Here is a 12883-nt window from a genome sequence, read left to right on the forward strand (position 1 = left end):
GTCCGGGGCTAGCGATCGGGGCCGGCACCTGCGTGGGAGCAGGTGCCGGCCCCGATGCCGCGCCGGTGGAGGAGTTCTCAGTGGAAGGCGAGGCCGTCCGGCAGCTCCGGCTTCGGCGGGATGCGGAACAGCTTCGTGAACAGCTCGAGGTGGGCGTAGTCGCCCTCGATCCGCACCTTGCCCGAGGCCATCGCCTCGGCCGCGGTGAGCTGGCCGTTCACCAGGTCGATCAGCTCCGGGCCCTGCGGCTCGATGACCAGGTCGGCGGCCGGGTGGTCGCCGGAACCGACCTTCAGCGTCCCGTCGTCGATCATCGCGTGGATGATCAGCGAGTCGTGGTGGCGCAGCACGTAGGTGACGCTCACGCCGGCCGCGGCCTCCTGCTGGAACGTCGTGTAGAGCGAGAGGATCGCGGCGTCGTTGGTGAAGACTTCGTCGTCCTTCGGGTGCCCCAGCGACCGCGCGCCCCACAGTCCCAGGTCCAGCAGGATGTGGTCGAGCTCGCTGCCGTACTCGGTGAGCTCGTAGACGAGGCTCGCGTCCAGCTGCGGCAGCACCCGGCGGCGGATGACGCCGGCCTGCTCGAGCTCGTTGAGCCGGGCCGACAGGATGCTGACCGGGATCCGCGGCAGACCGCGCTGCAGGTCGGTGTAGCGCTTCGGGCCGAGCACGAGATCGCGGATGACGAGCATGGACCACCGCTCCCCGACGATCTCGAGAGCGCGCGCCAGGCCGCAGAACTGTCCATAGGTGCGAGTGGTGGTCATACTCGATCCTCACTTGTGCGTCTCGTCGAACGGGCCGGGGCGGAAGCCCGCGGGCGCAGTGCCCTCGCGATCCAGGTTGACGAACCCCGGGCGGTGGCGACCAGTGCGGCACACACCCGTCACACGTGCGTTTCACCCGAAAAGTCGTGCGTTTTGCACGTCCGGTTCGGTGTGTCGCGCACTGGCCGCAGGTCCACGCGCCGGAGAAGAATCGAGGTTCTCGGATCGCGCGCACGGGAATCAGGAGTGCAGATGAGCGGATCAGCCGTGCAACCCGCCCCGCACCGGTCGCGCGCCGCGGCCCCGCCGGCCGCCGGCACCCCCGTGCTCGCCTTCAAACGCCACTTGCGCGCCGAGGTCCACGCCGGCAAGGGCGCTTACCTCTTCTCCGAACAGGGTGTCATAGCGATGCGCGGCGCGCGCATCGAGTCGCTCGCGCCGCTGCTCGACGGCACCCGGGAGCTCGCCGAGGTGCTGCGGGCCCGGCCGGCGGGCATGGCGCCCGAAGAGGTCGCCGCGATCCTGGCCCAGCTGATGGACGCCGGCCTGGTGTCGGTCCGCCCGGCGCCCGCCCCCGCGGTCGACGAGCGGGAGCTGGCCTACTGGGACGCGTGCGGCATCGACGCGGCCTCGATCACCTCCCGGGTCACCCGCCCCGGTGTCCGGCTGGTCGCGATCGGCGAGGACGTCGAGACGAGGGCGGTCGAGCGGGCCCTGGCCGACGCCGCGCTGGAGGTCGCCCCGGCCGGGACGGCGGCCGACGCGGCGGACCTGAGCATCGTGCTGTGCACCGACTACCTCGACCCGCGGCTGGGCGAGCTCGACGCCGAGCACCGGCGCACCGGCCGGCCGTGGCTGCTGGCGCGGCCGTTCGGCGCGCAGGTGTGGATCGGGCCGGTGCTGTGCCCCGGCGAGTCGGCGTGCTGGCACTGCCTGACCAACCGGCTGTGGGGGCACCGGCACGCCGAGGCGTGCGCCCAGGAGCTGCTCGGCCACGAAGGCCCCGCGCGCCGGCCCGCCGCCGCGCTGCCGTCGCTGACCGCCGCCGCGGCGCACCTGATCGCGCTCGAGGCCAGCAAGTGGCTGGCCGGCTATCGCCACGACGGCCAGAACAGCGTCTGGGTGCTCGACACCCTGGACCTGCAGGGCACGTTGCACGAGCTGCGCCGCCGGCCGCAGTGCCCCGGCTGCGGGGACACGACGCTGATGGCCGCGCAGGCGTCGCGCCCGGTCGAGCTGCAGCCCGCCCGCAAGACCACCTCGACCGGCGGCGGGCACCGCACCGCGACGCCGGCGCAGACGCTCGAGAAGTACGGCCACCTGGTCAGCCCGGTCACCGGGATCCTCAAAGAGATCCGGCGCGACCCGGCGGCGCCGGCGTTCGTCAACGCCTACCGGTCCGGGATGAACGTCGCGCGCGGCGTCACCGGCATGGCCGGGATGCAGGCCGGCCTGCGCAGCGAGAACGGCGGCAAGGGCGTCACCCCGATCGACGCGGAGGTCGGCGCGCTCTGCGAAGCCGCGGAGCGCTTCTCCGGCAACTACCAGGGCGACGAGCTGCGGATCCGGGCCTCGTTCGACGACCTCGGGGCGAAAGCGGTGCACCCCAACGACTGCATGCTCTTCGCCGAGCGGCAGTACCGCGAGCGGGCCGGGTGGAACGCGGCGCACGGGCTGTTCCAGCACATCCCCGAGCGGTTCGACCCGGCCGCCGAGATCGACTGGACGCCCGTCTGGTCGCTGTCCGGGCAGCGGCGGCTGCTGCCCACCGGCTACCTGTACTACGGGGTGCCCTCGGCCTGCGGTGTCCGGGGCCTGCACGCGGACTCCAACGGCGCCGCCGCCGGCAGCAGCCTCGAAGACGCCGTCCTGCAGGGCACGCTCGAGCTCGTCGAGCGGGACGCCGTCGCGCTGTGGTGGTACAACCGCACGCCGGTGGCCGGGGTGGACCTCGCCTCCTTCGGCGACGGCTGGCTGGAGGAGATGACCGGCCACTACGCCGGGCTGGGCCGCGAACTGTGGGTGCTCGACGTGACGTCCGACCTCGGGATCCCGGTCTTCGTCGCGGTCTCGCGGCGCACCTACGGCCCGCACGAGCACATCATGTTCGGCTTCGGCGCCCACCTCGACCCGCGGATCGCGGTGCGGCGCGCGGTGACCGAGCTGAACCAGATGATCCCGGACGTCCTCGCGCAACAGCACGACGTGGACGACCCGGACGCGGCGCGCTGGCTGGAGTACGCGACGGTGGCCAACCAGCCGTACCTGCGGCCCGCCGCCGGGACGCGTACGCGGACACTGGCCGACTACCCCTTCCTCCATCGTGCGGACGTGCGTGACGACGTCGCGGCCCTGGCGCGGACGCTGGCGGCGGCGGGCAGCGATCTGCTCGTGCTGAACCAGACCCGGCCCGACGTCGGCCTTCCGGTGGTCAAGGTGCTCGCACCCGGGCTGCGCCCGTTCTGGGCCCGGTTCGCCCCCGGCCGGCTGTTCGACGTCCCGGTGCGGCTCGGCCGGCTGGCCGAGCCGACGCCTTACGAGGGACTCAATCCGTTCCCCATGTTCCTCTAGCACACTCGCGTGCGGAGAACGACGTTTTCCGTCGTGGGTATAGGAGTTTGCGGTGGCTGCCGAGAGCCCGGCCGGGCAGGTCGAAACGGTCCGCCTGTGGTCGTTGACCGAAGACACGTTGGTCGAGGCCGGTGACGACGGTTCCCTCGTCGCGATCACGTGGTGGGGCGAATACGAGTTCCCGGGCACGGCCGACGGCGTGCGCGAGTCGCTCGGGCGGCTCGTGCTCGGCCCGGTGTCGATGGCGAACCTCGCGGTGTCCGGCCCCGCGGCCAGTGACGCGTGGCGGCTGTCCCTGCGGAAGGTGCTCACCCGGCTGTCCGGCTCGGTGGTGCACTCCCTGGCGCTCAACGACGGCCGCGGGCCGGTGCTCTCGGCGATCCCCGTGACGCAGTTCCCGGCGTTCCCCGACGGCCCGCTGCCGCCCGGGCGGCAGGTGCGGCTGTCCCGGTTCACCGCGCTGCGGGCCGAGGACGGCGCGCTGCTGGCCGAGTCACCGGGCGCGCGGTACAAGGTCGCGCTGCTCCGCCCGCCCGCCGTGCTGATCGCGACTTCGCTGGCTTCGCCGAAGACGGTGGCGCAGCTGGCGGTGACCACGGGGGTGAGCGAGGCGGTCGTCGCCGACGTCGTGGAGTTCCTCGTCGCGGCCGGCGTCGTGCTGCTCGGGGACGACGAGGGCCGGTTCACCGACCACGGCGACCCGGACACGACCGTCTGGTCGCACGACGACCTGATGTTCCACACGCGCAGCCGGACCTGGCAGAAGGGCTCGCCGCCGGAGCCCGACACCGTCCGGATCGGCGCCGAGCCGCCGGTCGTCAAGCAGGTCACCGCCGGGCCGACGTTCCCGCTGCCCCGGCCCGACGCCGAGGTGCTCGCCGCCGGGGACCCGCCGCTGACGGCGTTGCTGGAGAGCGACCACATCTGCCCGGAGTTCGGCGAGCGGACGCTGACGGCGGGCCAGCTCGGCGAGTTCCTGTTCCGCACCGCCCGGGTGCGGTCGGTGGGGCCGGCGCACGTGCCCGGCGGGCCGTCGCACGAGGCGTCGCAGCGGCCCTACTTCAGCGTGGCCTGCCTGTACGAGCTGGAGCTCTACGTCGGCATCAACCGCTGCGCCGACCTCGCGCGCGGGATCTACCACTACGACCCGCTCTGGCACACGCTCACGCTGATCAACGACGACGCGGCCGTCCTGGACGCGCTGCTGGACATGTCGATGATCGCCGCGGGCAGCCGCCGCCGTCCCGCCGCGCTGCTGACCCTGACGGCGCGGATGTCCCGCATCGCCTGGGTCCTCGGCGGCGCGGCCTACGCGACGACCCTCCTGCACGCGGGCGCGCTGCAGCAGGTCCTGTACCTGGCGGCGAAGGCGATGGGCCTGGCGGCGCACGCGGTCCCGGTCGACTCCGGCGACCGGGTGGACCGGGCGCTCAAACTCGAGTGGCCGGCCGAGGTCAGCGTCGGCGAGTGCGTGCTGGACTTCCCGGGCTGACGCGGTACCGGTGGGGCGCGTGTGACTTCTGGTGCGGCGGGCTCGGCCTGGGCGGCTGGGTGCCGGGCGTGCCCGACGCGGACCAGTGGTACCCGCGTGGGCCGCCGAACGCCGGTCCGCCCGGACCCGGCCGGACACCCACGAGCAGGCGGCGCCCCGGCCGGGCAGCGGCACCCACGATCGGCACAGTTCGGTCAAAATCCCCCGTGACGGCGACCCGGATCCTCAGGAACGGCTGTTAGATTGCAGTTCTGGGGCACTGGGGAGCGTTTCCGGGGAGGCGCTGCGATGGCTGTTACCGCGAGAGCACTCGACACGAGAGTCCGATCGTCGTATCGGGAGGTGGCAAAGGGAGCAACCGGGGCGAAGTCGCGTTCGGACGCCGCGGCTCGGCTGCCGGGCAAGGCTTTTCCGGCTCGGCTGGTCTACACCATGCACGCCGGCGTCTGCCTGGGCATCGGTGTGCTCGGGCTGCTGGGCCCGCTGCGGGACGTGCGGTCGTGGCCCGTCGCGCTCGTCGCGTGCGGGTACGCCGTGGCGCTGATCGCCGTGCACCTGGTCGGGTTCGGCTACGGGCGGATCCGCTTCCGCGGGCCGGCGCTGGTGCTGCAGGCCGTGCTCGGCCTGCTGCCGATGCTGCAGCTGGGCCCCGACTGGTGCGTGCTCAGCAGCTTCTTCGTGGGCAGTGTCCTGCTGGTGGCCAGGCCCGCCGTGTCGGTGCCGGTGCTCGTGCTCGTCTCGAGCGGGGTCGGCGTGCTGGCGGCCGCGACGGGGGCACCCGGCGTGTCCATTGCGGATGGTCTGCACGGCGTCGCGCTCACGGCCGTGGCCGCGGTGGCCGTGTTCGGCCTGGCCTGGTTCGTCCGGCTGGCGGCCGAACGCGAGGACGTCCGGCGTGAGCTGACCGCCCGGGTCGTCGCCGAGGAGCGGCTGCGGTTCAGCCGGGACACCCACGACCTGCTCGGGCTGAGCCTCTCGGCCATCACCCTCAAGGTCGAGCTGATCCGCCGGCTGGTCGAGGCCCGGCCGGCGCAGGCCCAGCTGGAGCTCACCGAGCTGGTGACGATGTCCCGCAAGGCCCTCGCCGACGTGCGTTCGGTGGCGGCCGGGAAGCGCGAGCTCTCGCTGGTGGAGGAGTGCCGGTCGGCGGCCGCCGTGCTGGCGACGGCCGGGGTGACCGTGCGGTTCGACCCGGCGCAGTCCGTGCAGCTGCCCGCCGCGGTGGACACGACGCTCGCCACGGTGCTGCGCGAGAGCGCCACGAACGTGGTGCGGCACAGCAAGGCTTCGTGGTGCGAGTTCGCCGTCGGGGTGTCCCAGGGCGAAGCGTGGCTGCGCGTGTTCAACGACGGCGTCGTGCCGGGCGAAGCCGAGGACTGCGAAGAGGAGCACGGCCGGGGACTGCGGAACCTGGCCCACCGCGTGAGCCTGCTCGGCGGCGAGCTGACGGCCGGAACCCGGCCCGGTGGCACCCATCTGGTGTGTGCCACCGTCCCCTTGGCACGGTTCGGCGCGGATCCGCGGGACGCTCAGCCGGGGGGCCCGGCGCCGGCGTCGCTCAGAGCCATTCGGCGTCGGTGGCGATCCGGATCGCGTGCACCCGGTTGCGGGCGTTGAGCTTCGTGACCGACGCGGCGAGGTAGTTGCGCACGGTTCCCGGTGACAGGAACAGATCCGCGGCGATGTCGGCGACGTTGCGCCCGCGCGCGGCCAGCGCCAGGATCTCCAGCTCCCGCGGGGTGAGCGGGCAGTCGTCGGCTTCCCACGCCGACAGCGCGAGCTCGCTGTCGATGACGCGCCGGCCGATCGCGACCGAGCGCACGGCGTTGGCGAGCTTGTCCGAGGGCGCGTCCTTGAGCAGGAAGCCGTTCACCTTCGCGTCGAGCGCGCGGCGGACCGTGCCCGGGCGGCCCAGGCTGGTGAGGATCAAGGTGTGGCAGTCCGGCACGTGCTCGTGGAGCTCGGTGGCCGCGGTCAGCCCGTCCTTGCCCGGCAGGTCGATGTCGATGACCGCGACGTCGGGCCGGGATGCCTTGGCGGCGGGCAGGATCTCGTCACCGGAGTCCACTTCGGCGACGACCTCGATGTCGGACTCGAGACTGAGGAGGGCGACGAGGGCGCCGCGGACCATGTCCATGTCCTCGGCCAGCAGAACCTTGATCACATCGGTCCCTCGCTTCCCCCGGTCGTGCATTTCCCCCACGCGGAATTGTACGCCATTGGGCGATCCCGCCGGGGCATTCGCCCGGTGCAGCGGGATGACCCCGGACGGCGAATGGGTTTCCCCCATTCCGGTTCGCGACGGTAGAACTGCCGTCGCCGTGGCGACGGTCAGGTGTCGGCTCCGCACGGATTCCCCTTTCCCCGGATACGGACCCGGCGGGCGTCCCTCCCCGGGACGCCCGCCGGGGGTGGACTCAGACCGCGACCGCCCGGCGGGCCGGCGCGTGCCGCAGGTCGGGCAGCGCCAGCAGCACCGGCGGGTCGAAGCCGTGCCGCGGCCGCAACCGGACGTCGAGCAGGCTCGCCGCGACCCCCCGGTGCACCGTCACGGGCCCGGACAACCCGGTCAGCGGCCGCGGTCCGCGGTCGTCGTGCGGGGAAGAGCCGTAGGCGTGCGAGATGACGTACCACGAGCCCAGGGGCACGTCGGTCAAGGTGTACTGGCCCGCGCCGGGCAGGATCGCGTAGCGCGCGGGCGCGCCCTCGGCGATCTTGGCCGGGAAGAGCCCGACGAACACCTGGCCGGCGTCCCCGCCCGGCGGCCGCCAAACGTTCCCGCGCACGGTCATCTCGGACCCCGGCTGACCGGTGCGTTCGGCGATCCGCGGGGTCATCCCGCGCAGCTGCCGGTACCCCGTGGGGGAGTAGCCGACGCTGCCGCTGAAGCGGGCACTGAAGGTGCCCACGCTGTTGTACCCGACCTGGTGGCTGATGTCCGCCACCGAGATCCCCGTGGTCGCGAGCAGCCGCTTCGCCTCGGCCAGGCGCAGTGCCGAGAGGAACCGCCCCGGCGAGAGCCCGGTCGCCCGGAGGAAGACCCGGGTGAAGTGGAACTTGCTGAACATCGCGGCCCGGGCGAGGTCGTCGATCGTCAGGCGATCGCCCAGGTTGTCCCGCATGGTCATGATGGCGCGTGCCACGGCCTGCCGCACGATCTCGTCCATGGTGGCCGTCCCTCCAGTCCCCAGGCCGGCCGGTGCGCGTTCCCCTGCGAACGCGATCGGCGACGGCGAATTGGTATGGCAGAACTGTAGGTCGGCCGGCGTCTACTTCTTAAGTGCTCAGTGCACCGTTCCGAATGGGTTTCACAGGGCGCGGACATGCGTTTTGCATATGCGCGCCGCAGGGGCGTGACCAGGCCGCTCAACGGGCACATGCACATGTGACATCCGCATGTGCACTGTCGCGCATCGCGCCCGGTCGACCGCGCCGAGTGACCAAAATGGACGCCGTGGCCGCTCCTCGCACCTCCTGATGCCCCGTTCGGCGGCATGCCGGGCACTGCACGGAGTAGGCATAAAGCACGGTGGCCCGATGATGCGGACACTGGCTCGGGAGCCCTTCTCGGCGGACTATTTGAGTCACGTGAAGCTTTCATCTTCGCCACTGGGGAGCACATAATGTCCGCACACTTTTCCGCCGACGTCCGCGCGCTTTTCGACGACCTGGGTATCGAGTTCGGGAACTCGGCGAACGCCGAGACCGGTCTCGTCATCGACCGCTTCGAGCTGTGGGGTGACACCGCGGCCCGCGGGGCCGCTCCCATCCGGGCGAGCATCTGCCGGATGGACGTCCTCGAAGCGGCCTGACCGGGTCTTTTCGCAGCTGATGTCCGCCCGGACGAAGCCGGCTGTCGCCTCCGCGACGGCCGGCTTCGCCGTGTCGGGGCGCAACTCTCGCACGTAAAATCGCCATGTGGAAAATTTCCACCCACGGTGCGCGGCCGTCTTTGCGCTACATCAAGTAGTGGTCCGGTCGCTAAAAGACAATCCAGTCCACCGGCGCCAGTGGTCCGTGTCATTGTGCGTGCAAACCGAGACGGAATCCCCGATTGGGGTAACCGAGGTGCCGGTCGGAATGTTTAACTGGGCTTCTGGGGAATGTGAGTGCGGAGGCGCCTCGTGATCAGAGTGCTCGTGGCGGAAGACATGCACATCGTGCGGGGGGCCCTGGTGGCGCTGCTGCGCCTGGAGCCGGACATCGATGTCGTCGCCGAGGTGGCCACGGGCCTGGACATCCTGCCGATGGCCCGCGAGGCACGGGCCGATGTCGCGGTGATCGACATCGACCTGCCGGGCAAGGACGGCCTGACCGCCGCCGGTGAGCTGCACGAGCAGCTGCCGGGCTGCCGCACGCTGATCCTGACCAGCCTGGGCCGCCCGGGCACGCTCCGGCGCGCGCTGGACGCCAAGGTGGGCGGTTTCCTGCTGAAGGACGCGCCACCGGACCGGCTGGCGAACGCCGTCCGCGGCGTCGTCGCCGGGCGGCGCATGGTCGACGGCGATCTCGCGCTGGCCGCCTGGGACAGCGTGGACTGCCCGCTGACCGGCCGCGAGCTGGACGTGCTCCGGATGACGGCCCAGGGTTACGGGACGGTCGAGATCGCCGCTCGTCTCTACCTCTCGGCGGGCACGGTCCGGAACTACCTGACGACGATCGTCGCCAAGCTCAACGCCCGCAACCGGGTGGACGCCATCCGCATCGCGCAGGATTCCGGCTGGCTCTGAGCCGGGCACGGCGCCGGGAGCCGCCGCGGGGGCCCGCCGAAGCCGCGCACCCGCCTCGACCGGACCCCGGCAACGTCGTGGATTCGCGCTGGACGCCCTCAGCGCCTCTGTAGGCCTTGAGGGCGTCCGGATCCCCGAAGGCGGCCTTCGGAGCGTGAGAGCGGCTGTGAGGCGCGGGAATCGTGTGGCTCGGGACCCTCGGCTGCCTCGCGGGCCGCGCGCGGGTGCCAGGAGACGGGTTCGCCCGCCGGGCTCGTGGACGGATCAGGCCGGGACGACCGCGCACAGCCGGAAGCGGCCGTCGGACTCCACGCCGGCCGTCAGCTCGCCGCCGAGGTCGGCCACGCGGTGGGAGAGGTTGCCGATCCCGCTGCCCGGGGACAGGTGGCGGGAGCCGGAACCGTTGCCCGTGCCGTTGCCGCTCGGGGCCACGACCGCCTTCGCGGCGCGGTCGGGGCCGCCGACCCCGTCGTTGACGATCTCGAGGCTGATGCCGCCGTCGACGCGGCGCATCGCGATCTCGCAGCTCTCGACGTTGCTGTGCCGGAGGACGTTCGTGACGCCCTCGCGCAGCACCACGGCGAGCACGGTGCGCACGGCCGAGGGCAGCTCTTCGGAAAGCGTTTCCATCCGGACCCGGACGTCGGCGGCGGCCAGCACCGAGCGCACCGTGCGGGACTCGCTGTCCAGGGACAGTTCGCGGTAGCCGCTGGCCACCGACCGCACGTCCGACAGCGCCTGGCGGGTCAGGCCGAGGATCTCGGTCAGCTCCCCGGTCGCGCGGTCACGGTCGATCGGGAGGATCCGGGACGTCAGTTCGCTCTTCAGGGCGATGGCCGACAGGCTCATCCCGAGCAGATCGTGCAGGTCGCGGGCGAAGCGCAGCCGCTCCTCGGCGATGGCCATCTCGGCCAGCCGCCGCTGGGTGTGGTCCAGCTCGGTCACCAGCCGGACCAGCCAGAGCAGGCCGAACACCGTCAGCCCGGTCATCACCGTGGCGGCCGTGTAGAAGACCAGTGAGATGTCGCTCGCGCCGGCCGCGTGCTGGATCCACGCGTACGCGGCGGCGTTCAGGGCGAAGAAGGTCCAGCCGGCCACCGGCGGCAGGATCAGCAGCGCCGTGCCGATCAGGAGGCCGGGCACGCTGACCCAGTTGTGCTTGAGCGGCAGCAGCGGCAGGTAGGTCAGGCAGGCCTGGACCAGCAGCATCGCGTAGGTCTGGGCCGAACGCAGCGGCGTCGCCGGCCGGTTGAAGTACGACAGCTGCAAGGCCAGGAGCGCCACGACCGAGCCGACCACCAGGGCGACCTGCCAGGCCTCCGTGGTCAGCTGGAGCACGTGCAGGGTCGCGCCGATGCCCATCAGGCACATCGTCGTCGGCATCAGCCAGCGGATCAGCGTCGACTCGGGCCGGTCCGCCCGGACACCGCCGGTCGCCGGCCCGTCCAGCCGGGTGGGGACCGGGAGCTCGACGCGCAGCCGGAAGCGGCCGTCCGCGTCCATCCCGGCGGTCGCGACACCCCCGAGCGCCGCCACCTCCTCGGGCAGCCTGGTCAGCCGGCTACCCGGCTCGAGCGCCACCTCGTCGGCCGCCACGCCGTCGTTGACGATCTCCAGCGTGACCTTGTCACCCTGCTGGCGCACGTCGATCTCGCAGTGTTCGACGTCGCTGTAGCGGAGCACGTTCGTGACGCCTTCACGGAGCACCTTCGCCAGCATCGTCCGCGCCTGGACCGGGAGATCGCCCTGGTCGAGGTGGACCTGGACGGCGATCTCCGAGGCGGCCAGCAGCGATTCGGCGGTGCGGGACTCCTTCTCCAGCGACAGCTCCCGGTAGCCGTGGGAGACGGCCCGGACGTCGGACAGCGTGCGTTGCGCGGTCGCCGTGATCTCCGCCAGTTCGACCATGGCCAGGTCGGCGGACTTGCGCATCAGGTGGTGCACGAGCTCGCCCTTGAGCGCGATCGCGGAGAGGCTCAGCCCGAGCAGGTCGTGCAGGTCGCGGGCGAACGCCAGCCGCTGCTCGGCGACGGCCCGCTGCGCCAGTTCGGTGCGGGCCTGGTGCAGCTCGTTCACCATCCGGGCGAGGCGGGTGAGCTGGTAGAACACCAGGCAGTAGAAGATCGAGGAGATCGTGCCGTAGACCGTCGTCAGCGGGTTGCCATCGAAGACCGTGTAGGTCCAGCCGATGCTCGCGCACACCGCGGCGAACGCGGGCAGGGCGTACCGGCGCGGCAGCATCAGCAGGACGACGCCGCCGACGAAGTCCGGCATGTCGGCCCAGAGCAGGCCGAACGTCGGGATCGGCAGGTAGGCCAGCACCACCATCACCGCGAGCAGGACCCGGCTGGTCGTCGAATCCAGCTCGGTGGAGGGGCGGCAGAACCACAGCAGCTGGATCGCCAGCAGCCCGGCGATGCCCACGACGCCGTAGACGGCGTGGAGCGGGTCGACGGAGGTGGGCAGCAGGTTGGCCAGGCCGATCACGGAGAACCCCGCGGCGACCACGACGATGATGCCGGCGGCCAGGACGGTGGCGAGCCGCGGCCGCCGGTCCACCCCGGTGGTGCCCCGCGGCTCGGCGGGCGACGAGAGCGGGGTGGGATCGAGTGCGGCTACCGGAGACATGTGCTGCGGTCCTCCGGCGGGTCGGCGGCGCACAGGTCGGGCCGGGCGGTCCGGGCTGAGCTCTGTCTGCATGCTTCTGGCCGATCCTATCTCATGCCGACCGTCGGTCGGTACGTCGAAGAGTGGCCGTGCCGCAGCGTTTCCCGCCGGATCGGGCCGTTCTGGTCCAATACTGGTTCAGTCGCGGTGGTGATCGCCCGTGACGCCGACGAGGTCGAGGAAGTCCAGGTACGGCACGGCGATCGTGCCGAGGTGGAGCACGAAGGGACCGTCCAGGGTGAAAAGGCTCAGCCCGGGGGCGTCGTCGCCGCCGGCGCCTTCGAGGTACCGGGTGGCCGGGAAGTCCGCGCCGAAGCCGGTGCCCGCAGCGGAATAGCACGGCAGGTCCCAGCCGAAGTGGCGGCCGTACTGCGCGAACTTCGCGTACGGAGCGTGAGAAACCAGCACGAGGCGGGTGCCCTCGGTGTGCAACGCCGCGGCGATCTCCGCGGCCGGCACGGCGGCGCCGGGCCGGCTGCGGTCCGGCGCGGGGTGGTGCACGGCGAGCCGGCGGTGCCCGCCGAACAGCTCCGGCAGGCCCGCCGGGCCGGCGGGCCCGACGAACCGGTACTCCGCCGACGGCACGGCGCGGGGCCGGGGCAGCGTCGGTCCGATGAGGTCGGGCAGTACCAGTTCGGTCATGATCGCCTCCGGGG

The 12883-nt window shown here is 72.2% G+C and carries 10 protein-coding genes; 5 read left to right on the forward strand and 5 right to left on the reverse strand.

Annotated features, from left to right (window positions below; all coding sequences use genetic code 11):
- Positions 1–77 precede the first annotated feature (77 nt).
- Positions 78–767, reverse strand: a complete 690-nt coding sequence (locus OG494_RS00075; RefSeq protein ID WP_328450633.1) for a winged helix-turn-helix transcriptional regulator — start codon at positions 765–767, stop codon at positions 78–80.
- A gap of 252 nt (positions 768–1019) precedes the next feature.
- Between OG494_RS00075 and OG494_RS00080 the strand changes: the two genes are divergently transcribed.
- The 3 genes from OG494_RS00080 (at position 1020) to OG494_RS00090 (ending at position 6447) form a co-directional block, all read left to right on the forward strand.
- Entirely contained in the window at positions 1020–3338 is a 2319-nt protein-coding gene (locus OG494_RS00080) for a TOMM precursor leader peptide-binding protein (RefSeq protein WP_328450635.1), read from the forward strand.
- A gap of 52 nt (positions 3339–3390) precedes the next feature.
- On the forward strand, positions 3391–4830 hold the full coding sequence (locus OG494_RS00085; protein ID WP_328450637.1) for a SagB/ThcOx family dehydrogenase: 1440 nt from the start codon (positions 3391–3393) through the stop codon (positions 4828–4830).
- A gap of 342 nt (positions 4831–5172) precedes the next feature.
- The gene (locus tag OG494_RS00090; protein WP_328450639.1) at positions 5173–6447 is read left to right on the forward strand and encodes a sensor histidine kinase; all 1275 of its coding nucleotides are present in this window, start codon (positions 5173–5175) and stop codon (positions 6445–6447) included.
- On the opposite strand, the gene OG494_RS00095 is transcribed toward OG494_RS00090, so the two are convergent.
- Positions 6389–6994 (reverse strand): response regulator transcription factor, encoded by a 606-nt coding sequence (locus OG494_RS00095; RefSeq protein ID WP_328450641.1) that lies wholly within the window; start codon positions 6992–6994, stop codon positions 6389–6391. The two genes, OG494_RS00090 and OG494_RS00095, sit on opposite strands and share 59 nt — an antisense overlap.
- 253 nt (positions 6995–7247) lie before the next feature.
- Positions 7248–7997, reverse strand: coding sequence for an AraC family transcriptional regulator (locus OG494_RS00100; RefSeq protein WP_328450643.1), 750 nt, complete (start codon positions 7995–7997; stop codon positions 7248–7250).
- A gap of 456 nt (positions 7998–8453) precedes the next feature.
- Here OG494_RS00100 and OG494_RS00105 point away from each other — a divergent pair, with 456 nt between their 5' ends.
- Both OG494_RS00105 and OG494_RS00110 read left to right on the forward strand, forming a co-directional pair.
- Positions 8454–8642 carry a hypothetical protein gene (locus tag OG494_RS00105; protein WP_328450645.1) on the forward strand — a complete coding sequence of 63 codons (189 nt, stop codon included), beginning with the start codon at positions 8454–8456 and terminating at the stop codon, positions 8640–8642.
- A gap of 312 nt (positions 8643–8954) precedes the next feature.
- A complete protein-coding gene (locus tag OG494_RS00110; protein WP_328450647.1) occupies positions 8955–9560 on the forward strand; it encodes a response regulator transcription factor in 606 nt (201 codons plus the stop codon).
- Between the two features lie 264 nt (positions 9561–9824).
- Here OG494_RS00110 and OG494_RS00115 read toward each other — a convergent pair whose 3' ends face one another.
- Positions 9825–12188, reverse strand: a complete 2364-nt coding sequence (locus tag OG494_RS00115; protein WP_328450649.1) for a sensor histidine kinase — start codon at positions 12186–12188, stop codon at positions 9825–9827.
- Positions 12189–12365: 177 nt separating this feature from the next.
- On the reverse strand, positions 12366–12869 hold the full coding sequence (locus OG494_RS00120; protein ID WP_328450651.1) for a DUF899 family protein: 504 nt from the start codon (positions 12867–12869) through the stop codon (positions 12366–12368).
- Between the last annotated feature and the right edge of the window lie 14 nt (positions 12870–12883).

The organism is Amycolatopsis sp. NBC_00438 (genome assembly GCF_036026695.1).
Lineage (GTDB): Bacteria > Actinomycetota > Actinomycetes > Mycobacteriales > Pseudonocardiaceae > Amycolatopsis.